Source organism: Pseudomonas sp. WP18 (genome assembly GCF_036689585.1).
GTDB lineage: Bacteria > Pseudomonadota > Gammaproteobacteria > Pseudomonadales > Pseudomonadaceae > Aquipseudomonas > Aquipseudomonas chlororaphis_E.
In genome coordinates this window covers 3466859-3488615 of sequence record NZ_CP144758.1, presented here as the reverse complement: position 1 = coordinate 3488615, position 21757 = coordinate 3466859, and the positions used below count along the sequence as shown (strand labels likewise).

17 protein-coding genes are annotated in these 21757 nt (G+C 63.6%); 1 reads left to right on the top strand and 16 read right to left on the bottom strand.

Going from position 1 to position 21757, the window contains the following annotated elements:
* Window positions 1-24: 24 nt before the first annotated feature.
* The 9 genes from V5F23_RS15310 to V5F23_RS15270 all read right to left on the bottom strand — a co-directional run bounded on the left by V5F23_RS15310 (window position 25) and on the right by V5F23_RS15270 (window position 12573).
* Window positions 25-627 carry a glutathione S-transferase gene (locus V5F23_RS15310; RefSeq protein ID WP_212802646.1) on the bottom strand — a complete coding sequence of 201 codons (603 nt, stop codon included), beginning with the start codon at window positions 625-627 and terminating at the stop codon, window positions 25-27.
* On the bottom strand, window positions 624-4265 hold the full coding sequence (locus V5F23_RS15305; RefSeq protein WP_212802645.1) for an AAA family ATPase: 3642 nt from the start codon (window positions 4263-4265) through the stop codon (window positions 624-626). The genes V5F23_RS15310 and V5F23_RS15305 overlap by 4 nt, the downstream gene beginning before the upstream one ends.
* Complete coding sequence (locus V5F23_RS15300; RefSeq protein WP_047738790.1) at window positions 4262-5506, bottom strand: exonuclease SbcCD subunit D C-terminal domain-containing protein; 1245 nt, start codon at window positions 5504-5506, stop codon at window positions 4262-4264. The genes V5F23_RS15305 and V5F23_RS15300 overlap by 4 nt, the downstream gene beginning before the upstream one ends.
* Window positions 5507-5732: 226 nt before the next feature.
* Window positions 5733-7370, bottom strand: a complete 1638-nt coding sequence (locus tag V5F23_RS15295; RefSeq protein WP_123578982.1) for a BatD family protein — start codon at window positions 7368-7370, stop codon at window positions 5733-5735.
* Complete coding sequence (locus V5F23_RS15290) at window positions 7367-9100, bottom strand: tetratricopeptide repeat protein (protein WP_338495513.1); 1734 nt, start codon at window positions 9098-9100, stop codon at window positions 7367-7369. Before V5F23_RS15290 ends, V5F23_RS15295 begins: the two co-directional genes overlap by 4 nt.
* A complete protein-coding gene (locus V5F23_RS15285) occupies window positions 9097-10176 on the bottom strand; it encodes a VWA domain-containing protein (protein ID WP_047738786.1) in 1080 nt (359 codons plus the stop codon). Before V5F23_RS15285 ends, V5F23_RS15290 begins: the two co-directional genes overlap by 4 nt.
* The gene (locus V5F23_RS15280) at window positions 10169-10663 is read right to left on the bottom strand and encodes a DUF4381 domain-containing protein (RefSeq protein WP_042732322.1); all 495 of its coding nucleotides are present in this window, start codon (window positions 10661-10663) and stop codon (window positions 10169-10171) included. Before V5F23_RS15280 ends, V5F23_RS15285 begins: the two co-directional genes overlap by 8 nt.
* Window positions 10660-11604 (bottom strand): DUF58 domain-containing protein, encoded by a 945-nt coding sequence (locus tag V5F23_RS15275; protein WP_042732321.1) that lies wholly within the window; start codon window positions 11602-11604, stop codon window positions 10660-10662. The genes V5F23_RS15280 and V5F23_RS15275 overlap by 4 nt, the downstream gene beginning before the upstream one ends.
* A gap of 9 nt (window positions 11605-11613) precedes the next feature.
* Complete coding sequence (locus V5F23_RS15270) at window positions 11614-12573, bottom strand: MoxR family ATPase (protein ID WP_042732320.1); 960 nt, start codon at window positions 12571-12573, stop codon at window positions 11614-11616.
* 601 nt (window positions 12574-13174) lie between these two features.
* Here V5F23_RS15270 and V5F23_RS15265 point away from each other — a divergent pair.
* Complete coding sequence (locus tag V5F23_RS15265; protein ID WP_338495511.1) at window positions 13175-13543, top strand: DUF6124 family protein; 369 nt, start codon at window positions 13175-13177, stop codon at window positions 13541-13543.
* A 141-nt stretch (window positions 13544-13684) separates the two neighbouring features.
* Here V5F23_RS15265 and V5F23_RS15260 read toward each other — a convergent pair whose 3' ends face one another.
* The 7 genes from V5F23_RS15260 to V5F23_RS15230 form a co-directional block, all read right to left on the bottom strand.
* Window positions 13685-14839 carry an integrase core domain-containing protein gene (locus V5F23_RS15260; RefSeq protein ID WP_244868261.1) on the bottom strand — a complete coding sequence of 385 codons (1155 nt, stop codon included), beginning with the start codon at window positions 14837-14839 and terminating at the stop codon, window positions 13685-13687.
* Between the two features lie 419 nt (window positions 14840-15258).
* Window positions 15259-15834, bottom strand: coding sequence for a hypothetical protein (locus V5F23_RS15255; protein ID WP_052497404.1), 576 nt, complete (start codon window positions 15832-15834; stop codon window positions 15259-15261).
* A 611-nt stretch (window positions 15835-16445) separates the two neighbouring features.
* Window positions 16446-17423 (bottom strand): NAD(P)-dependent oxidoreductase, encoded by a 978-nt coding sequence (locus tag V5F23_RS15250; RefSeq protein WP_212802644.1) that lies wholly within the window; start codon window positions 17421-17423, stop codon window positions 16446-16448.
* Window positions 17424-17437: 14 nt separating this feature from the next.
* Complete coding sequence (locus V5F23_RS15245; protein ID WP_042732490.1) at window positions 17438-18736, bottom strand: MFS transporter; 1299 nt, start codon at window positions 18734-18736, stop codon at window positions 17438-17440.
* Between the two features lie 92 nt (window positions 18737-18828).
* Entirely contained in the window at window positions 18829-19809 is a 981-nt protein-coding gene (locus V5F23_RS15240) for a sugar kinase (protein WP_042732489.1), read from the bottom strand.
* The gene (locus V5F23_RS15235) at window positions 19802-20584 is read right to left on the bottom strand and encodes an AP endonuclease (RefSeq protein ID WP_042732488.1); all 783 of its coding nucleotides are present in this window, start codon (window positions 20582-20584) and stop codon (window positions 19802-19804) included. The genes V5F23_RS15240 and V5F23_RS15235 overlap by 8 nt, the downstream gene beginning before the upstream one ends.
* Window positions 20585-20731: 147 nt before the next feature.
* On the bottom strand, window positions 20732-21757 hold the full coding sequence (locus tag V5F23_RS15230) for a LacI family DNA-binding transcriptional regulator (protein WP_152622971.1): 1026 nt from the start codon (window positions 21755-21757) through the stop codon (window positions 20732-20734).

Here is a 21757-nt window from a genome sequence, read left to right as displayed (position 1 = left end):
CAGGGGTGATGTGCGGGCTGTTAGTCACTTCGCCATGATCGCCACGAACAGCTCCGACTCCAGAAACCGTTGCAGCCATCGTTGCAGATGAGGGTAGGGCGCCTGGGCGAACCATTCACGGTCGACGTGGGCGAACTGGCGTATGAAGGGCATCAAGGCCACGTCGGCCAGGCTCTGGTGAGGCGCGACCAGAAACGGCCGGGTTTCAAGCAACGCTTCTAACGTGCGTAGAAAACCCTCACCCTCGGCTCGATAGTATTCCACCGGATGCTGCGGATGACGTTCGGGGTACTTGTAGCGATTCAGGTGCTGCTTGAACCCCTGGTCGTTTTCCTCGATCAACGCCGCCGTCGCCGCTTGACCAACGGGATCGCCCAGCAACCGCCAGTCCTGCGGATCATGCTGGGCCAGGGCCCAGTTCATGATCTCCAGGCTTTCATCGATTACCCGGCCATCGGCCCACAGCACCGGCACCGTGCCTTTGCTGGAAAGCGCGAGCATCTCGGCCGGCTTGGCCTTCAGGCTGACTTCGACGATCTCCAGCTCCACCGCGGCGTAGCGCAGGGCCATGCGCGCCCGCATGGCGTAAGGGCAGCGCCGGAAGGAATAAAGCGTGGCGTGGCTCATTTCACCTCCACCGTGCTCAAGCCGTTGCCCTGGCGACGCACCTGGATCTGCACCGGGATCCGTTCGTGCATTTCCTGCACATGGGAAATCACCGCCACCTTGCGGCCCTGGGCCTGCAAGCCGTCGAGCGCGTCCATCGCCAGTTGCAGGGACTCGGGGTCGAGGCTGCCGAAACCTTCGTCGATGAACAACGACTCGATCCGCAACGTGCTGGACGCCATCGAGGCCAGGCCCAGTGCGAGGGCCAGGGACACCAGGAACGTCTCGCCACCCGACAGCGAATGCACCGAGCGCAGTTCGTCGCCCATTTCCGTGTCCATCACCAGCAACCCGAGCATGCTGCCGCCGCGCTTGAGCCGGTAGCGACGGACCAGTTGCCGGAGCTGGGCGTTGGCGTGGTGCACCAAAAGGTCAAGGTTGTAGGCCTGGGCGAGCTTGCGGAAACGGTCGCCGGTGGCCGAGCCGATCAGCGCATCCAGGCGCGCCCAGCGCTGATACTCGGCATAGGCCTGCTCGATCTGTTGCGCCAGGGCCTGGTTGGCGTTCTGTCGGCGCTGGTCTTCGGCCTGTTCGGCGCGCAGTTCGGCGCAGCGTTGTTCGCTGGCGGCGAATTGGCCCTGCACCTCGGCAAGGGCGTTGGCCAACTGCTCGGGCAACAGGTTGCCATTGTGCTGGGCCTGATGATTGTGCAAACGCTGCTCGCGCTCGGTGAGCAGCACGCGGGCCTGTTCGATGGCCTTTTCGCTGTTGAGCAAGCGCTGGCGTAGCTGGCTGACGCCTGCCTCGTCCAGCGCCAGCAAGGCCTCCAGCGCCGCGTCGTCCAGCTCGGGATGGGAGGCGCGCCATTGGGCGATGCCGGCGACCAATGCCTGCTGCTCGGCTTCCAAGGCTTGCACCTGTTCCTGCCGGGCCTTGAGCTCGGCTGCCCGTTGCACCAAGGCGTTACGCAGTGCCTGTAGCTGTTGACCGGCGGAGGCCTCGGCGGTGCGCGCCTGCTCCAGGGCCTGGTCAAGTTGCTGCTGCCAGTGTTCAGCGCTGGCGTGTTCGCCCAGCAGTTGCGCGAGCCTCTGCTGGCAGGCCTGCTGCTGTTCGGCCAGGGCCTGGAACTGCTGTTGCGCCGACTCCAACTGCTGCACGCGGGTCTGCTGGCGGTCCTGTTCCTTTTCCAGGGTCTGCTGGCGATTGAGCTGTTCGGCGAGTTCGTCGCGCTGCTGCTCCAATTGCGCCAGGCGCTGGGCAATCTGCTGGTCGAGTTGCAGGAACGTCGCGGCGGGCTCGGTGCGCAAGGCCTGCAAGGTATCAGCCGGCAACAATGCGCTGAAATGGCCCAGCTCGTCGTCCAGGCGCTGGCGATCACGGGCCAGTTCCTGTTGCTGGTTGCTCAGGTGCTGGGCCGCCTGCTGGTTCGCCGTTTCGGCTTGGCGCAGCTGCTGCGCCAGGCGCGCGGCGTCTTGTTGCAAGGTCAGCAGGGCGGTTTGCCGTTGCTCGTCCTGTTGGATGAGTTGGTTCAACTGGCTGTCTTGTTGGGTCAGCCAGGCGTCGCGCCGGTCGGGGTCCTGGGCCAGCAGTTGCGCCGACAGGGGATGGGCCTCCAGGCTCGGGGCCAGGCTTTGCTGCTGACTGGCCAGGTGTTCGTGCTGTTGTTTGAGTTCCTTGAGCTGGGCGATGACGCCGCTGTACTGCGCGCGCAAGTCGATGACTTTTTCATTGAGTGCTTCGACGGCCTTGCGGGCGTTGGCTTGCTCGCTTTCATCGTGACGCCCGAGGCTTTCCAGCAGGGCCTCGGGTTGATGGTAGGGATGCTCGACGCTGCCGCAGACCGGGCACGGTTGATCGTCCTGCAACTGCGCGCGCAGTTGCTCGACGCTCTCGCTGCGGGCCAGGCGCTGCCGTTCCAGCAATTCGCGGGTCACGGTCAGGGCCTGCTCGGCCAGCGCCAGTTCGGCCTTGGCTTCGCCGCCTTCACGCACTAGGCGATCACGGGTCTGCAACGCCTGTTGCTGGCGCTGTTCGAGGTCGGCGCCGCGCTTGCCCAGGTCTTGTTGGCTGGCCCACAGTCGCGTCAGTGCTTCGAATGCGCGCAGTTGCTTGCGGTTGTCCTGCAGCAGGTTGCCAAGCAACTGGATCTGTTCGGCGACCGCTTCCGGTTCAGCGCCGGCTTCCTTGTAGAGCACGTCGAGCGCCTGGCGCAGGGACGTCAGCGCCTGGGCCGCGTCGCTGGCGTTTTGTTCCAGCGTGGCGAGTTCGGCCTGGCCCTGGTTCAGGCGATTGCCGATCAGCATCAGTTGTTGGAGGCGATCGCGGTAGGCATTCCAGGCCTCGCTGAGGGGCGCCAGGTGGCTGCTCTGTTCGAGCTCGTCGCTGATGCGCTGCAGGCGTTCGGCCAACTGCTTTTGCTGGTCGAGCAGCGTATCGATGGTTTTCTGGCCTTCGGTGCAGGCCTGTTGCGCCTGCTCCTGGCGCTCGGCGGCTTGGCTTGCCTCTTTTGCGAGGCGGGCCAGGGTGTTTTGTTCTTCAAAGGCCTGGCGCAGCAACGGTGCCGTGTCGCTGCTTTGTTGCCGGGCCAGGACCAGGGCCTGCTGTGCATCCTCCAGGCCTTTGTCCAGCACCACCTGTTGGGCCTGCAAGTCGATTTGCTGCTGGCCGAGCTGCTGGACCTGCGCCGTCAGGGGCTCCAGTTGCCGAGCCAATTCCGCCTGGCGGATGAACTGATGGCGCTGGGGAGCCAGTTGCTCCAGGCGCGTCAGCTTCAGGCGTTCCTCTGCCAGGGCATTCCCATCGGCCTGGGCCTGTTGCAATTGCTCGGCGGCGTGGGCGTGTTCATCCTGCAGTTGGCGCAGGTCCTTGAGCCAGGTGTGCTGCAACTCCAGTTGCTTGAGTTGGGCCTGCTGGGCCTTGAGCTGTTGCTGGGCGTCGTTGAAACGCTGGTCCAGCTCGGCCCGGGCCTCGGGTGCCAGCGGGGTGACGCCGGTGGCCTGGTCTTGCAACTGCCGGTGAGTTTCCTTGGCCTGCTTGGCCTTGTCGAAGGCGCGACGTCCCAAGCGAGTGTACAGGGCGGTGTCGGTGAGTTTTTCCAGCAGCTCGCTGCGGTCGTTGTCATCGGCCTTGAGAAACGCGCTGAACTCGCTCTGGGCCAGCAACACGGCGCGGGTGAACTGCTCGAAGTTCAGGCCCAGGACGGCTTCGAGCCGCGTCTTGTACTCGCCTTTCTGGCTGGCCAGCAATTGATCGTTGTCCAGGTCCCGCAGGCTCTGGCGGCTGGCCTGCAACTTGCCGCCGGCCTTTTCCCGGGCGCGATTGGCTTCCCAGCGGGCGCGATAGCGGCGACCGTCGATGCCGCGAAAGTCCACCTCGGCATAGCCCTCGCCGGTGCCACGGCGCAACAGCGTGCGCGGGTCGCCCGTGGCAATCTCGCCGTCGGCGTCCGGCACCTTGGCATCGCGTGCGGTGTTGTTGAGGCGCGGCACCGCGCCGAACAGCGCCAGGCACAAAGCGTCGAGCAAGGTGCTCTTGCCGGCGCCCGTGGGGCCGGTGATGGCGAACAGGCCGGCGCTGGCCAGCGGTTCGGCGGTGAAATCGATTTCGAAAGGCCCGGCCAGGGAGGCCAGGTTCTTGAGGCGGATCGCGAGGATCTTCATGGCTGCTCGTCCTCCAACTGCACGTCTTGCAAGAGCACGGCGAAATCCTTGAGGGTCTGTTCGTCCACTTCGTTGCCATAGGTGTCCTGCCAGGCGCGGCTGAACAGTTCCTCGGGGCTCAGTTGATCCAGTTCGATCAACGCGGCGTCCTCGTCGGTGCGCCCGCTGTCGCCTTGGCCGGCGTATTCGGCGGCGATGCGCACCAGACGCACGGCCTTGCCTTGCAGCGCGGTTTCCACCTGATGGCGCAGGTCCGGTTGCGGCTCGTCGAGGCGCACCCGCACCTCCAGCCAGGGTTGACGCTGGACGTCGGCCAGCAGGTCGACGTCGGGCAGTTCCTTGAGTTGCACCAGGAGGTCGGCCAGCGGCGCCGGGCCCAGCCGTTGCAGATTGACGGCCCGGGGGATCAGCCGGGGCTCGACCTTGGCCAGGGTGTCGCCGTCCAGGGTGATGTCGAGTATCTGGTGCTGATAGCCGATCTCGGAGAATGACAGCGGGATCGGCGAACCGCTATAGCGAATGCGTTCTTCACCGTTGACCTTCTGCGGCTTGTGCAGGTGGCCAAGGGCAACGTAGCTGATGCTCGGGCCGAACAGGCTGGCGGGCAGCGCTTCGGCATTGCCGATGATCAGGCTGCGCTCGGAGTCCTCGGACACCGAGCCGCCGGCCATGTGCGCATGGCTGACGGCGATCAGTGCCTGGCCTTTCTTGCGCTTGCCATTGGCGGCGGCGATCAGCCACTCATGGACCTGGCCGATGCCTCGCAGGTAATCGTCGCCCAAGTGCGCGCCGGTGACTTCGGCGGGGCGCAGGAAGGGCAGGGCCAGGCACCACGCCTTGACCTTGCCCTTGGCGTCGGGCAGCGGCAGGAGCAGGCGTTCGACGTCCAACTGGCCGTCGTCCAGCCACAGCACCCGGCCCAAGGCATGGGTGCGCAGGCGCCGCATCAGGGGCGCGGGCAGTTCGATCCGCGAGCCGGAATCGTGGTTGCCGGCGATCATCACGATGGTCAGGTTGGGGTTTTGTTCGTGGGCGCTGACGATGAAGTCGTACAGGCGCTCCTGGGCTTTGACCGGCGGGTTGACGGTGTCGAAAATGTCGCCGGCGACCAGCAGGGCATCGGGCTTCTCGGCGGCCAGTTGGCGCAGCAGCCATTCAAGAAAACACGCGTGCTCGAAATCGCGCTCTTGGCCGTGCAGGTTTTGCCCCAGGTGCCAGTCGGAGGTGTGGAACAGACGCAAGGCAAACTCCAGAAAAACAGGTGATGGCCGCGGGTGAAGAGGGCGGCTGGAAAAGTGCAGAGTTTACTGGGAAGAACCGATCCTGTGGCGAGGGGATTTATCCCCGCTGGGCTGCAAAGCAGCCCCAGAACAGGCGACTCAATCTGTCTGGTACACCGAGGCGTAAGTATTTAGGGCCGCTTCGCAGCCCAGCGGGGATAAATCCCCTCGCCACAAGTGTCGGGGATTATTTGGGATAAAGCGGTGGCAAGCCGCTGTCGCCCAGCAGGTCCTGGGCGCGTTCTGCGGTGGGGATGGTGCGGATGGCGCGCCACAGGTCGTCGCCTTGCCAGTGTTGGCCAGTTTCGCTGTAGAGGGCGCCGTTGAGGCCGTCGAGGGCATCGGACAGCGGCACGAAGCGCGCGGCCATGTCGGCCAGGGTTTCCGGTTGCTGGCGGGCCCAGGCATCCAGGGCCTGGCGGGTGGCATGGGGGTCGTTGGCCAGGCAGGTGCGCTTGAGGTCGTCCAGCAACGTGCGCGGGCTGGGTCCGGCCTGGGCCGAGCGCAGGACCGCCGGCTGCGAGCGTGCCCGCCACCACAGGCCGAAACCGAGCAGGGTCGTGCAGGCCAGGATAAAAGTCCCCAGTTGCCAGTACCACAGCGTTTCGCTGTCGACGGTGGTCACCACCTGCGGGGCTCCCGGCGGGGTATCGACCATCAGACTCGGGTTGTTCGCCACCTGCAGGGTGCGCGCCGGGAGGCTGGTGCGATCCAGGTGGTCTTCCAGGGTGTTCCACCAGACGACTTCCACCGGCGGCAACTCGATGGTGCCGCTGCGGTTGGGCACCAGCGCCTCGCGATCCTCGCGGCTGCCCACCAGGCCACGCTCGCTGCTGCGGCTGCTGAGCACCGGTTGGTCGGGGTAGCGTCGCAGGCCGTTGATCTCGGTGGCCGGCAGCGGTGGCAGTTGGGCGCTGGCCAGGCCTTCGGCTTCGAGGGTCAGGCTGCGGGTCAGGGAGTCGCCGACCTGGCTGTGGGTCGGCTCCGGGCTCCAGCTCTCGCTCAACGACAGGCTGCGGGCCGGCAGCCAGGGCACATCGGCCGGGTAGCTGGCCGGCTTGGGGTTGACGGTCAGCACCAGTTGCTCGGAGCTGACGTGCATCAACTGGCCGGGTTTCGGGCCCGCCGGCGCGGCGCCCTGGGCCACCGGTTCCACCAGGGTGGCGCTGAAGGTCTGGGCCGGAATCGTCAGTTCGCCACTGCGTTGCGGGTAGATGCCGTAGCGCAGCTCAATGACACCGTGGCGCACGTCGTTGATGACTTTTTCATAGGTGCGCGACTCGCCCAGTTGTTCGGTGCGGGCGTCGGGAATGTGCAGCGGCGTCAGGCTGCTGTCGTCGTACAGCGACACCGAATGGTAGATGCGCAGGGTCAGGATCGCCTGGGCCTGCACATACACCTTGTTCTGGTCGAGGCTGGCCTCGATGAACACCGGGGCAAGGGTGCCGGACGCGTTGCGGGTCTCGCTTTCGATCACTTGCAGGGTGATGGGCTGGCTGGTCACTTCGCCCAGTTGCAACGGGGGAATGATCACGGTGCCGCTTTCGCGCGGCAGCAGGGTCACGATCCAGCGGGTGGTGGCGCGGTTCTCTCCGTCGAGGGTGGTCAACTGGTTGACCTGCCGGGTGCCGCGCACCTCGAACAGCGCCTGGAGCGGGGCCAGGTCGGGCTTACCGAACAACGTGGCATCATTGGATTCCAGGGTCAGTTCCACCGTTTCGCCGGAGTTCAGCCGACTGCGGTCCACGCTGGCCGTCAGCTGTGCGGCCTGGGTTGGGCACACCCAGAACAGCAGGACGAGAAGGTAGGCGGTGAAGCGGGTCATGGGGTTTTTCCCTGGGCCTGATGGCTTTGTTGTTCGTACCAGAATTTACGCCTGAGCAGTTCGCCTGGATTGTCCGGGATCTGGCGCAGCCATTGCTCCAGCGCCTGGCGCTGTTCTTCTTCATTGCGCTGTCCGGCGGCGGGGCGCAACGGCGGTGTGGTGGTCTGCTCGTCGGGCAGTTCGCTGCCGGGCACGTCCTGGGCGCCCGAGGGCGGTGCCGGGTGCGCCTGGGGTTGCTCCTGCGGCGTCGCCGTTTCAGTCGAGGGCTGGCCCGGTTCCGAGGACTGGGCGGAAGACGCCGCGTCCGGCGCTTGCTCGGCAGGTCCCGGTTCTTCGTTTTGCGTCGGTTTCGGGGTTTGCTCCGGCGCCGCCTGCTCGTTCAACAGGCTCTGTACCAGGGTTTTGTTGGTCTGGGCGGGGCGCAGGTCCGGTTGCAACTCCAGCGCCTGCTCGTAGGCATCCACCGCGGCTTCCAGCTCGCCGCTTTTGGCCAGGGCATTACCCCGATTGTAGTGGGCGCGGGCGTCGGTGCCTTCAGCGAAGCGCCGGGCGGCTTCGCTGTAGTTGCCTGCTTCGTAGAGGGCGACGCCTTGCCATTGGCGGTCCTCGAAATGCGCGGCGGCCTCGGCTGGGCGTTTCTGCTTGAGCAAATGCTGGCCCTGTTGGTCGGGACGCAGCCACAAGTCCTCGAATTCGAAGGCCTGGCCGGTCTGCGGCAACACCAGCAGCAACGGCAGGCAGAACAGCCAGCCGCGCCGGCCCGCGCAGGCCGCCAGCAGCAACAGCGGCAAGAGCAGCCAGTAGCCCTGGTCGGCCCAGGCGTCCAGGCGCAGCATCTGGCCGTCCTCGCGCAGATGACGCGGGCCATCCAGCAGGCCCAGGCCGCGCAGGTCACTGTCGTCCAGGCGCGCCGGACGATAACGCCCGTCCAGTTCATTGGCGAAGGACTTGAGCCCCGCGCTGTCCAGGCGTGGCACCAGGATCGCGCCCTGGGCATCCTTGAGGTAGCTGCCATCCTCCTGGGCCACCGGCGCGCCTTCCCGGGTGCCGACGCCCAGCATCAGCCATTGCGTGGGCGAACCGTCCAAGACCTGGTGGATACCCTGGCGCTCCTGCTCGTTCAGCGACGAGGCGATCAGCAGGATCCGGCCGTGGCCGAGTTCGGCCTGGTTCAGCAGGGCCATCGCCTTGATCACCGCCAGGTCGGCGCGATGGCCGCCCTGGGGCATGATCGAGGGTTTGAGGGCCTCGAGCAGGTTAGCGCTGGTGGACAGGTCATCGGACAGCGGCACCAGCGCGTGGGCGCTGCCGGCGTAGACGATGATCGCGGTCTGGGCGTCGCTGCGGTTGTGCAGCAGGTCCAGCACCTTGCGTCGGGCCTGCTCCAGGCGCGTGGGCGGCACGTCGGTGGCGAGCATTTCCGGCGTCAGTTCCAGCACCACCACCAGCGGGTCGGCAGGCTTCTGGCTGGTCTGTTCGACCCGTGCCCAGCTTGGACCCAGCAACGCCAGTACCGTCAACAGCCAACCCAGGCCGAGGGCAATCCACGGCAGTCGGCTTTCACGACCCTTGCCACCGCTGAGCAGCACCGAATGAAACGCGGCCGGCAGGATCATCTGCCAGCGGCCCACCCGACGCTGGCGGTGCCACAGTTGCCAGAGCAACCAGCCCAATAGCGGCAGCAGCAGGATAAAGACGGGGCGCAACCAGTGCGGCCAGAGCGCAGTCATCGACGCCTCCGCAAGCGCAGGCGCTTGAGCCGCTGGCGCCACTCGGCATGAGGGGTCGATTGGAACAGCGGCTGGTTGAACAGGCGTTGCAAGGGGTTGTCCGGCCAGCGCTCGCGGGCCACCAGCAGCATGCTCAACAGCAGTGCCACGGCCAGGGGCCAGTGATAGAGCGCCTGGGCCGGGCGGGCCTGGGTCGGTTGCTGGGTCACCGGTTCGAGCTGGTCGAGGGTGGTCTTGATCGCCAGCAACTGTTCGCCATCCTGGGCGCGGAAATAACGCCCGCCGGTGGCCTGGGCAATTTCCCGTAGCGTCGCCTCGTCGAGGTCCAGGCTTGGGTTGACGCCGAGGAATCCCGCCGTGCCGCTTTGCTCCGGGTCAGCGCCGATGCCGATCGGGTAAATCTTCACTCCTTCGTCGGCCGCCAGCCGGGCGGCGGTCAGCGGGTCGATTTCCCCACCGTTGTTGGCGCCGTCGGTGACCAGGATCAGCACGCGGCTGTGGGCCGGACGCTGGCGCAGGCGCTTGAGGGCCAGGCCGATGGCATCGCCAATGGCGGTGTTCTTGCCGGCGATGCCGATGCGCGCTTCGTCGAGCCAGCGGCGCACGGTGCGCCGGTCGAAGGTCAGGGGCGCTTGCAGATAAGCCTGGCTGCCGAACAGGATCAGGCCGACGCGGTCACCTTCGCGGCTTTCGAGAAAATCCCCGAGCATGTGCTGGACCAGCGCGAGACGGCTGACCTCTTCGTCCTTCCACTGCATGTCAGGGAAGTCCATGGAGCCGGAAACGTCCACCGCCACCAGCAGGTCGCGGCCGCTGGCGGCGATGGGCAGCGGCTCGCCGAGCCATTGCGGACGGGCGGCGGCGATCAACAACAGCAGCCAGAGCAGGATGAAAGGCGCTTGCTGGCGCCAGCTCGGCAGTTGCGTGCGGGCGCGACGCCCGACAAGGCCTTCGAGCTCCCCCAGGAAACTGACCTTGAGCGCCGGCTCGCCGCTGTCGGCCGCGGGCAGCAGCAGGCGCATCAGCCACGGCAGCGGCAACAGCGCGAAGATCCACGGCCAGGCGAACTCAAACATGTTTGCGAATCCAGATGTCGACTGCCTGGGTCAGGCCGGCAATGGCTTTGTCGTCCAGCTTGCATTCGGGTTTGTAGGCCCCTTCGACCAGGACCATCCAACGGGTCAGCCCGGCGGCCGGGCAGCGGTTATCCAGGAAGGCCAGCCATTGGCGGCCGTTCAGGGTGTGGCTCTGACTGTAGGGGTAGTGGTTGCGACACAGGCGCTTGAGCAAGCCGTTGAGCTGCTGCAACCAGGCACCGGCCGGTGCGCCATCGTAGGGCTTGGGCAATAGCGCCAGTTCGGCCAGCGCGGCCAGCCGCACCGGGTCCAGGGGTTGCTCGGTGCGACTGATGGCGCGCTTGGCGGGTAGAAAACGGCGCAACTGCCACAGCCCAAGGCCCAACAGTGGCAGCAATATCAGCAGCAACCACCAGCCCGGCGCGGGTGGCCAGAAACCAATGGGGGGCGGCGCCATCAGTGGCTGCAACTGGTCCAGGCTGTTCATCGGCTGATCCCGGCCCGCTTGGGGTTCAGGTACTCGCGCAACTGCTCGACCATGTCGCCCTGGGTGCTCAGGGGCATCATCAGGATCCGCAGTTTCTGCGCCAGTAACTCCCAGCGCTCCTGGCGCGCCTCGGCCTGGGCGCGATAGGCCTGGCGCAGTTCGACATTCAGGGTGTCGAGCTCCAGTTGCGCACCGCGCTGGGCGAAGCGCAGCAAACCGGCGGCGGGCAGGGCGTGGTCCAGCGGGTCCGAGAGCGGCAGCAGCAACAGGTCGCAATGACGTGACAGCAGGCTCAGTTGTTGCTCGGCGCTGTCGGACAGCGCGCGTTCGTCGCAGATCACGATCGCCAGGCTGCCCGGGCGCAGCACTTCCCGGGCCCGACGCAGGGCAATGCCGAATGAATCGCGGTCCGGCTCGCCCTCGGGGTGCAACGACTGGTTGACCCGCACCAGGCGGTTGAGCAATTGCAACAGGCTTTGTTTACTGCGCCGGGGTTTGACCTCGTAGTGGGTGTTATTGCCGAACACCAGGCCGCCGACACGGTCGTTGTGGCCCAGCGCGGCCCAGCCGATCAGGCTGGCGGCCTGGGCCGCGAGCACCGACTTGAACAGCAGGCCCGACCCAAAGAACAGGCGGTGGCTCTGCTCGATCATGATGAAGATCGGCCGCTCGCGCTCTTCGTGGAACAACTTGGTATGAGGTTCCTGTGTGCGGGCGGTGACGCGCCAGTCGATGGTGCGCACATCGTCGCCGGCCTGGTAGACCCGCACCTGGTCGAAATCCACGCCGCGTCCGCGCAGCTTGGAGTGGTGCAGGCCGATCAACGGGCTGCGTTGGCCCGGGGTCGAGAACAACTGCACTTCGCGCACGCGATGACGCATCTCGATCAGCTCCGAAAGGCTGACGCGGATGCCCGGTGCGGGCGCCAGTGGGTTAGTCATGACGCCTGCTCAAGCGACAGCGACGACGTCGAGAATCCGCTGCACGACCCGGTCCTGGTCGATACCGGCGGCCTCGGCCTCGAACGACAGGATGATGCGATGGCGCAGCACGTCGAACAGCACGGCCTGGATGTCCTCCGGGCTGACAAAGTCTCGGCCGGCCAGCCAGGCGTGGGCGCGGGCGCAGCGATCCAGGGCGATGGAACCCCGTGGGCTGGCACCGTAGGCGATCCACTCGGCCATCTCCGGGTCGAACTTGGCCGGGTTGCGGGTAGCCATGATCAGTTGCACCAGGTATTCCTCCACGGCGTCGGCCATGTACAGGCCGAGGATTTCCTTGCGCGCCGAGAAAATCGCCTGCTGGCTTACCCGCCGCTCGGGCTTGGCCTCGCCATTGAGCGCCTCGCCCCGGGCCTGTTGCAGGATCCGGCGTTCCACCGTCGCATCCGGGAAACCGATCTTGACGTGCATCAGGAACCGGTCGAGTTGGGCCTCGGGCAACGGATAGGTGCCTTCCTGCTCGATGGGGTTCTGCGTGGCCATCACCAGGAACAGGGGTGACAGTTCATACGTACTGCGCCCAACGCTTACCTGGCGCTCGGCCATGGCTTCCAGCAAGGCGGACTGGACCTTGGCCGGGGCACGGTTGATCTCGTCCGCCAGCACCAGGTTGTGGAAGATCGGTCCTTGCTGGAAGACGAAACTGCCGGTTTCCGGGCGATAGATCTCCGTGCCGGTGATGTCGGCAGGCAGCAGGTCGGGGGTGAACTGGATGCGATGGAACTGCGCTTCGATCCCTTCGGCCAGCTCCTTGATCGCCTTGGTCTTCGCCAGCCCTGGCGCGCCTTCCACCAGCATGTGGCCGTCGGCAAGCAGGGCGATGAGCAGGCGCTCGATGAGTTTTTCCTGGCCGAGAATCTGCGTTGAAAGAAAGGTTCGCAGCGCCAAAAGCGCTTCACGATGTTCCATCGGTGACTGTTCCTGGAAAGGGTGGCCCCTGGCGTTCGGATAACGTCGGGGCTGGGGGCGTTACTTTAATGCATGGCGGGGGGTGGCGACTAACAGGATTTTGATCGGGTGTGCACAATTGTGATCGGCTTGGGAACATTGTGGGGTGGACTCGCTTGCGCTGAATACCGCCGGGACAAGCGCACTGACGCCGTGACGAGGGAGCTTGCTCCCGCTTGACCGGGCTGGCGCTCCGGTGCGAAGCACTCACAAAGTGAATGGGTGTTTATCTGGATGTAGGAGTGTTCTGTATTGGGCTACGTTGTCTTGCGCCGTTGCCTACGACTGCGCCAGAATCCGCCGGCTTGTGCGTCTGGGAGACCGGTTCTATCGTTTTCGGGTCGCTGATGAATCAGCGATCGGGTTTGGTAGCCCGGCCTCCTGACGCGCAGTCCATCGAATGCAAAGGGCTCTTCGCCCTCTGTTTTATGGTGGCCATGCGTAGGGCGTCTTCGGATGCGCCGGGTTGTCAGGTGACCGGTCTACCAACCTCCGTATGGCCATCACCCATTCGTTTGGTAGCGAGAGGAATGGCTCCAATTTCTCACCTGGAGCTTTATCTATGTTCAAAGCAACTCCAAACCCGCCGAACACCGAACCAACGTCACCGCGCCCAAAAACCAAATCCCAAAAACACGACAAAGTCACCGACCGCGTGCTCGACCATTATTTGAACCCGAAACCGGACAAACCCGAAGCGGGTCCTGCCCCCGACCAACTCTTCACCGTCAACAAAGACATCGACACCGAAAGCCTGCTCGCCAACCTCAGCGAAACCCTGGCCTCGGCCAACGTCATGGTCAATGACCTGGCCTTCGACCTGGAGGGTTTACGCCGGCACTTCCTCCTGGGAATCCAACAACTGATCGAACTGGGCAGCCTGTTGGCCAACCGTGCACTGGACAACATCGAAACCCGTCAGCCGACGTAAGTTGTAACAGCCCCAGGGCCCGGGACACCGCGGAACCTGTGGGAGCGGGCTTGCCCGCGAAGGCAATGAATCAGTTGATATTGATATTGATGTTGGCTGACACACCGCTTTCGCGAGCAAGTGTAGAAACGGACACATCCTTTACAATTGAAACCGGGGACATCGTTTACGTTTCTGTTGGCTTGAAAGGCGGCTTTCGCCGCTTTTCAGCCTACCTAAAAGGTAGCTGCAGAGGTAAATATCCCACACATCATCGTCCACTTCTTTGAGTCCTAGCGCCTCACCGGCCAGAGATTCGCTGACGAAAATCATCTTGCCTTTCCATTTCATCGACCCGTTCTGCCTAACCATACGGATCGTCATGTCCGCCGCGTAATCCGCCTCAGGCACGCGCCCATCGTACTGCCGCTTTGATGGCTCATAGAGGTCCGCAGGAACTTTCATCTCTAGGGCCTTGTGAGGTCGCACGTAATTGAATTCCTGTCGAAACTGTTCGAATGCCAGCTGTTGCTCCACCAGGTTACGTTCAGGTGCATGAAGCAAAGCAGCCTTGAGTGTTCGATGCATGCGTTCGTGACGGCCATTCTGGTCAGGCCGCCCCGGCTGGATTCGCTCCGGATGAATCCCTAAACGTATCCACCACGCGGCCAGACTGGATATGCGTGAAATGCCGGTAGAGGCAAAAGGAGAGCCGTTATCTGTGCGGATTACGTCAGGTAAACCGTACTCCCGAAACGCCCAGTCAAATCCTTCGCGGGCACCGGCAACGCTGCCTTGTGCTCTGCACAGCAATAGAAATCGGCTGACGTGATCGGTAATGGTCAGAGGGTAACAACGTTGGCCGTTCTGAAGCGCGAAGTCGCCTTTGAAGTCTGCGGCCCATGTCTGATTAGGCCCAGTGGCGTCACGCAGCGGATTTTTTCCTGCTGGCGGTCGATTGAGGAAACGGCGCTTTTGCACCAGACCTGCTCGCTTAAGCCACTCGCCTGCCGTGCTGACTGTGGGCCAAGACAGGTCTGGATGGTCGATCTTAAGGTTATGCACCAACTTCTCAGGCCCCCAGCTGTGATGCTCGCGCTTGTACGCGATCAGCAGCTCAAGCACCTCGTCGCTGATTTTGAAAGGGCTCGTATGCGGGCGCCGTGACAGCTCCTTTAGCCCATCAATGCCGTGCGCCTCGTAGCGTGCAAACCATTTGTCCAAAGTGGGTCGGCTGAGCCCGTAGTGACGGGCCAGCTCGCTCTTGGAGTAGCTGCCTTGCAGCCAGTCGCCTATGAGTTTGATTCGTTGATCCATCGGGGACTCTCGATTCCAGGGCATGGTCAGGCACCTCCTGACCGTATTTATGCACCTGTAAACGATGTCTCCGGTTTAAAACGTAAAGGATGTCCCCGGTTTCTACCAAGCCCGCTCCTACATGGGGCCTGTGGCATCTTCGGAATCCGAGGTTCACCCTGGAACCTGTGGAGGTAAGCCTGCTCGCGATGACGGCTGGAGCTCAGCACCCTATTGCGCTAGTTCTGCATCCGAATCGCCTCCACTAGCAGCTTGACCGCCGGCCTGTCGACCAGCCCCCGCCACGGACCATCGTCCACGATTGCTCCTTCATGCATCACGATCACCCCAAGTTGCAGCCGTTGTAGGCTGTGTACGAAATAGTTTCAAATGCAGTATTGTCCACTTGGATGATCCCGTTTCTTAAAACGTTATAGGCATTATTTTGGAGGACGACTCTGCGATCTCTTATCTCTCCAGTTTTCAAGTAATAGGGCAGGTAAATAGATAAAGCAACGATGCACTATTAGAGGTGTTATGTAAAAAATAATGAGCATGGAGGAAGAGAACAGTGAAAAGCTGAGGGCGTATGACCCATAGAAGCTGTATTTTTGGCTGTTGTTGGCTAGGTTGGTGGAGGTCAGATAGAACATGAATAAAATAAGCAATATATAAAGCACTGCAAGGGGAGGGATGAGCGCGTATTTTAATAGTGAATAATTTTCGTACTGTTTAGGGTCGATCCTCATTGTTTGATAAGTCTTGTAGAAGGCCAGTATGGCAAATACGGGGCCAATGCATGCAAGGTAGTTTGCGGTTACTTTTGAGCTGAAAGGGAATCGAGATGACCAAAAACCAACTTGCCCAAAGAGGTGGTTATCTATGAAGGCGGCAATGGCCAACTCTGTAGGGGTGATTGGGTAGGAAGGTAGCAGGAAGTTAATGAAGAAGATAGGGGTTGCGGCGAGGACAAACAACCAATACGGAGGTTGTATCTCTTGTGGTCGTTTCTTCATGATGCTCCTGATTTGATCGGCAGTTTATGGCATTGATGTAATCAAGATAGCGCCGAATTCAATATGGCTAAATTCGGCGCCAAGGAACTCCCGTTACTGGGGTTGGTGATCCCGAAATTCATTTAGGATTGCGTTGTTGATAATATCAACCTGGTTGGCATCGAGAATGGACGAGAGGGTGGCTGTTAATAGAGCTACCGCTACTATTCCAAGGGGATGCTGCAACTGCGGGATAAAATAGTGCTAGTACAGCAGCGAGTAACGCACCTGCTCCTGCCCATCCCAGCAATAGCGGTGAAGCGAGCACGATCAGTTTGAGCGTTATCAGGGTGATGAGCGTCGACACCAGCAGAGTGGTATGTGTCTTGTAGGCACTCCTGATCATGACCTGTATGGCATGCATGCAATCACCCCCGGTTGCCTTGTCTGTTTCATTGCGAACTCACCACCTGGCGTGTTTTCGTCGGTGATCAATGAATAACAGCAGGGACGCTGGAAGGGCTATGGCGCCGCTTCCGATGTTGGCGTAGGCCGGGTCCGGGTTCTCGGTAGGAACAGCATCACCGCCACCAAAGCCCACTCATGATGGCCGTGATGCCGGTGACAAACCTCTAGCCTTTCCACGCTCCCGGATTCACCAGGTTCACCGGCCGCTCACCCGCCAATGCCGCCAGCAGATTCTCCACCGCACAACGCGCCATCGCTTCGCGTGTCTCATGGGTGGCCGAGCCCATGTGCGGGGTGGCGACCACGTTGTCCATCTGCAACAACGGCGAATCCGCACTCAAGGGCTCGCGCTCGAACACATCCAGCCCCGCAGCGCGGATCTGGCCGTTGCGCAGGGCGTCGATCAGTGCCGCTTCGTCCACGACTTTGCCCCGGGAGATGTTGATGAAGATGGATTCGGGGCGCATTTGCGCAAAGGCGTGTTCACCGATCAGCCCTTGGGTCTCTGCGGTCAGCGGGAGGGTCAGGCAGATGAAATCGGCTTGGCGCAGCAGGGTTTCCAACGAGCAGTAGCGGGCGTTGAAACGCTGCTCGATGGCGGGCTTGGGCGAGTGGCTGTGGTAGATAACCGGCATGCCAAAGCCGAAGTGGCCGCGTTGGGCCAAGGCTTCGCCGATGCGGCCCATGCCGATGATGCCCAGGGTCTTGCCGTGGACGTCGCTGCCGAAATGCTCGGGGCCGATGCTTTTTTGCCATTGGCCGGCGCGAATCAGGTTGGCCAGTTCCACCACGCGACGGGCCGTTGCCAGGATCAGCGCAAAGCCGGTGTCGGCGGTGGTCTCGGTCAGCACGTCGGGGGTGTTGCTCAGCAGGATCCGGCGTTCGGTCAGGTAGTCGATGTCGTAGTTGTCGACCCCTACCGAGACGCTGGCGATGGCTTGCAGATTTGGCGCCAGGTCCAGCAGCGCTGCATCCAGCTTCAGGCTCGCGCCCAACAGCCCGTGGGCGCCGGGCAGGGCATCGCGCAGTTGCGCCAGGCACTGGGCGTCGAGGCGGTCGATGAGGGTGACGTCGGCCTGCGCTTGCAAACGGGCCATCAATTGCGCCGACAGCGCCTTGTACAACACCACGTGCTTTTTCATGAGCGGATCTCGATTCAGGAATGGGCGGGCGCCGGGTGTGGCGCCACGGAGTTGGGGGTGGCGCGGTCGCTGGCACCGGGCTTGAGGGCCAGGGTCAGCACCACCGACAGCAGCAATGCGCCGCTCATCAGCAGGAAGGACATGCCCGGTGAGCCGGTGGAGCCGTTGAGGTAGCCCACCAGGTACGAGCCGCCGAAGGAGCCCAGCGCGCCCATGCTGTTGATCAGCGCCATGGCGCCGCCGGCGACGTTGGCCGGCAGGATTTCCGGAACGATGGCAAAGAACGGCCCATAGGGCGCGTACATGCAGGCGCCGGCGATCACCAGCAGGCTGTAGGACCACCAGAAATGTTCAGGTCCCAATAGGTACGAGGCGTAGAACGCGATGGACGCCACCAGCAGCGGCGGCCAGACGAAACGCTTGCGCTTCTGGGCCTTGTCCGAGCCCCAGGACACAACGAGCATGGCGACGACGGCCGCCAGGTACGGCAGCGACGACAGCCAGCCGGCCTCGACCATGCTCATTTGCAGGCCGGCCTTGAGGATCGACGGCAGCCACAGGACGAACCCGTAGACCCCGATGCTCCAGCAGAAAAACTGCAACGCCAGGATGATCACCTTGGGTGAGCGGAAGGCCTCGGCGTAGTTCTTCACCGCCTTGATCCCGACCTGTTCGGCCGCCAGTGCGCTTTCCAGGTCCTGCTTTTGCTGGGGGCTGAGCCACTTGGCCTGGGACGGACGATCATCCGCCAGGCGCCACCAGACGAAGGCCCAGAGCACCGCCGGCAGGCCTTCGATGATGAACATCCAGCGCCAGTCGAATTGCTGCACCAGGTAGCCCGACACCACCGACATCCACAGCATGGTCACCGGGTTGCCGAGGATCAGGAAGGTATTGGCGCGCGAGCGCTCGGCGCGGGTGAACCAGTGGCACAGGTACACCAGCATGGCCGGCATGACGGCGGCTTCGACCACGCCCAGCATGAAGCGAATCACGATCAGCCAGTAGGCGTTGGAGACCACGCCGGTCAACGTCGCCAGCGACCCCCAGAGGATCAGGCTGACGAAGATCAGCTTCTTCACGCTGTGTTTCTGGGCGTAGATCGCCCCGGGCACCTGGAAGAAAAAGTAGCCGAGGAAAAACAGCGCGCCGAGCAGCGAGGACAGCCCCGGGGTGATCATCAGGTCCTTGGCCATGCCCGAGGCCGCCGCGAAGCCATAATTGGCTCGATCCAGGTAGGCCAGGCTGTAGGTGATGAACACGATGGGCATGATGTACCACCAGCGGCGGGTGGCGAGGTTGAGCGTTTGCATGTCGTGACTCCTGAGCTTGTTGTTTTTGTTGCAGCAGGTGTGTTTGGGGTGTACTTGCGGCCTCTATCGCGAGCAAGCTCGCTCCTACAGGTCTAGCGGCAACCCCTGTGGGAGCGAGCTTGCTCGCGATGGGCGTCGTCAAATTCAGTCAGTAACTCATCGCGGGTCGGCAAGCCTTCCATGTCCCCCCGACTCTGTACCGCGCGGCTGCCAATCCAGTTGGCGCGCTGTACCGCCTCGGTGATCCCCCGGCTTTCCAGCAGGGCACTGATCAGGCCGACGGCGAACCCGTCCCCGGCGCCGACCGTGTCCACCACCCGGGCCACCGGCACGCCGGCGACGAAGCCCTGGTCCAGCCGCGTGCGGTAGTAGGCACCTTGGGCACCGAGCTTGATCACCACGGCTTCGGCGCCCAGGTCCAGGTAGAAGGCGGCGATGTCGGCCGGGTCGTCGAAGCCGGTCAGCAAGCGGCCTTCCCCGAGGCCGGGCAAGACCCAGTGGGCGAGGGCGGCGAGGCGGTTGACCTCGCGGATCATCAACGACTCGCTGGCCCACAGGCTGGGCCGCAGATTGGGGTCGAAGGACAGGCTGCGACCGGCCTCGCGCATGCGGTTCATCAATTCAAGGGACATCTCGCGGGCCGTGGCCGACAGCGCCGGCACAATCCCGGTGGCATGCAAGTGCCGGGCACCCAGCAGGGTGGGGGCGATGGCCTCGGGCGACAGGTGGCTGGCCGCCGAGCCACGACGGAAATACTCCACCTGCGGGTCGCTGCCATCGTCGGTGCGGGATTTGAACTGGAACCCGGTCGGGTGCGCAGGATCGACCGTCACATGGCGACAATCCAGGCCTTCACGCTCCAGCGTCTGCACGACGAAACGTCCCAGGGAATCGGCGCCGACCCGGCTCAGCCACGCCACGTTGAAGCCCAGCCGCGCCAGGCCGATGGCAACGTTGCTGTCGGCCCCGGCGATGCGCTTGCTGAAATGGTTGACGCAGGCCAGGTCGCCGCAATGGTCGGCCACCAGCATTGCCATGGTTTCGCCGAACGACAAGACATCGAACTCAGGCATGGGCAGGCTCCCGACGAGGTTGTCCGAGACCGGCCAGGGCGGCCACGTGTTCAGTGGTCAATTGCAGCAGGTCATCGCCTTGCAGCGGGTATTCGGCGGCGCGCATCACGCCGGCGGGCATGTGTTTGAACAGTTGCTCCCACAGGTGCAGATCCGCCAGCACCGGTGGCACCGCAATCAACTTGCCGTCGTCGCGCCGGGCCACCGCCTTGCAATGCACATACCGCACGTGGCGTCCGAGCTCGCGGGCCGCCAGCGTCGCGGACTGGTCTTGCCATTGCCAGTTGCCGATGTCGAAGGTCATGCCGATGGGCAATCCCAGTGGTTCGAGGGCGGCGAAAAACCGTTGGAAGGGCTCGATCCGCCCGCCTTGCAACGTCTGGTCGTTTTCCACCAGCAATTGCACCGCGCTGGTGGCGAGCACCTGCGCCAGGGCGGTCAGATCATGGGTGCCGGTGAAATGCCCGAGCGAGACCTTCAACCATGTCGAGCCAAACGCCTCGGCCCGTTGCAAGGTCGGCGCCAGGTCAGGATTGGGCTGGGTGCGGTCAGCGAGCCACAACTCGAGGGGCGAGGAGAAAATACTCTGCAGGCCTTGGGCCCGGGCGTCGGCAGCCAGCTCGGCGGGTTGTTCGTGGGTCAGCAGTTCCTCGCGCCATTCGATGCGCGAGGCGCCGGCGGCAGCCAGTAGCGTGGTGAAACGACCTTGGCCTTGCTGGCGCACCAGGTCGGCGCCGTAGCTGGACAGGCTGATGGAAACGGGTGGCTTGTTCATTGTTTTACACCTCTGAAACCGGTTTCAGTTTTGATCAAAAAAAAGGTTCTGCGTGAGGGCCTCATCGCGAGCAAGCTCGCTCCCACATGGAATCGTCGATATGGCACCGGTCCCCTGTGGGAGCGAGCTTGCTCGCGAAAGGCACTTTCACCGAACCACCCCCCGCGTCGACCCGCGCTCGATCAGCTGCGCTGCAAAATCCAGGGTTTGTATCGGCCCGTTGTCGCCCCGCAAGCGCTTGAGCAGGCACTCGAAGGCGCGGGCGCCGATCTCGGCGGTCGGTTGGGCCAGGGCGGTGATGCCGCTGCCCACCAGCGGGTACCAGTCCAGGTCGTCGAGGGCGATCAGGCCCACGTCGTCGAACAGGTGGCAATCCAATTCCCGCAACACCTGGGTGGCGGCCAGGGCGGCGATACCGTTGGCGCAGAACAGCGCCTTGGGACCCGGGCCAGGCTGGGCCAGGAAGGCTTGGAGCCTGGCCTTCAACTGATCGCAGATTTCCACCACGGCACCGGCCAGGGCAGGGCGTTGCTCGATGCCCGACTTGAAACTGTCGACCCGCTCGATCCGCGAACTGGTGCCGTCGAACGGCTCGGTCACCATCAGCAGGTCGCGATAGCCGCGTTGTTCGAGATGGTCGAGCGCCATCGTCACCGCCGCCGGGTTGTCCAGCCCCACCAGGTCGCTTTCGAGCCGATCGACTTTGCGATCCACCAGCACCAGGGGCATTTCGCGGCGCAGTTCGAGCAACTCGTCACGGTGATGGCCCAGGGTGTTCACGATCAGCCCTTCGATGTTGTAGGCACGCAACAGGGCCAGGTGCTGGCGTTCCTGTTCGTCATCGCGGTCGGTGTTGCACACCACCAGGCTGTAGCCATGGCGACGGCAGGCGGTTTCCACGCCATGCATCACGGCAATTGAATAGGGGTTGCGGATATCGGCCACCAGCATGCCGATCAGGCGTGTACGGCCGCGCTTGAGGCCGCGGGCCATCTGGTTGGGGCGATAGCCCAGCTCGCTGATCGCCTGCTCGATGCGCCGGGCGATGGCCTCGGAAAGCAGGGCGCGATCCTCGCCGATGAAGCGCGAGACGCTGGCCTTGGAAACCCCGGCGCGTTCGGCGACGTCAAGCATGGTCACGCGGCTGCGCTGGGCGGCGGAAAAGGAAGTCAC

Excerpts from the sequence above, each read along its gene's own strand:
- V5F23_RS15280 (WP_042732322.1), bottom strand. The coding sequence starts at position 10,663 with ATGAACAGCCTGGACCAGTTGCAGCCACTGATGGCGCCGCCCCCCATT.
- V5F23_RS15285 (WP_047738786.1), bottom strand. The coding sequence starts at position 10,176 with ATGTTTGAGTTCGCCTGGCCGTGGATCTTCGCGCTGTTGCCGCTGCCG.
- V5F23_RS15260 (WP_244868261.1), bottom strand. The coding sequence starts at position 14,839 with ATGGATCAACGAATCAAACTCATAGGCGACTGGCTGCAAGGCAGCTAC.
- V5F23_RS15310 (WP_212802646.1), bottom strand. The coding sequence starts at position 627 with ATGAGCCACGCCACGCTTTATTCCTTCCGGCGCTGCCCTTACGCCATG.
- V5F23_RS15305 (WP_212802645.1), bottom strand. The coding sequence starts at position 4,265 with ATGAAGATCCTCGCGATCCGCCTCAAGAACCTGGCCTCCCTGGCCGGG.
- V5F23_RS15255 (WP_052497404.1), bottom strand. The coding sequence starts at position 15,834 with ATGAAGAAACGACCACAAGAGATACAACCTCCGTATTGGTTGTTTGTC.
- V5F23_RS15240 (WP_042732489.1), bottom strand. The coding sequence starts at position 19,809 with ATGCCTGAGTTCGATGTCTTGTCGTTCGGCGAAACCATGGCAATGCTG.
- V5F23_RS15290 (WP_338495513.1), bottom strand. The coding sequence starts at position 9,100 with ATGACTGCGCTCTGGCCGCACTGGTTGCGCCCCGTCTTTATCCTGCTG.
- V5F23_RS15235 (WP_042732488.1), bottom strand. The coding sequence starts at position 20,584 with ATGAACAAGCCACCCGTTTCCATCAGCCTGTCCAGCTACGGCGCCGAC.
- V5F23_RS15295 (WP_123578982.1), bottom strand. The coding sequence starts at position 7,370 with ATGACCCGCTTCACCGCCTACCTTCTCGTCCTGCTGTTCTGGGTGTGC.
- V5F23_RS15275 (WP_042732321.1), bottom strand. The coding sequence starts at position 11,604 with ATGACTAACCCACTGGCGCCCGCACCGGGCATCCGCGTCAGCCTTTCG.
- V5F23_RS15245 (WP_042732490.1), bottom strand. The coding sequence starts at position 18,736 with ATGCAAACGCTCAACCTCGCCACCCGCCGCTGGTGGTACATCATGCCC.
- V5F23_RS15265 (WP_338495511.1), top strand. The coding sequence starts at position 13,175 with ATGTTCAAAGCAACTCCAAACCCGCCGAACACCGAACCAACGTCACCG.
- V5F23_RS15270 (WP_042732320.1), bottom strand. The coding sequence starts at position 12,573 with ATGGAACATCGTGAAGCGCTTTTGGCGCTGCGAACCTTTCTTTCAACG.
- V5F23_RS15250 (WP_212802644.1), bottom strand. The coding sequence starts at position 17,423 with ATGAAAAAGCACGTGGTGTTGTACAAGGCGCTGTCGGCGCAATTGATG.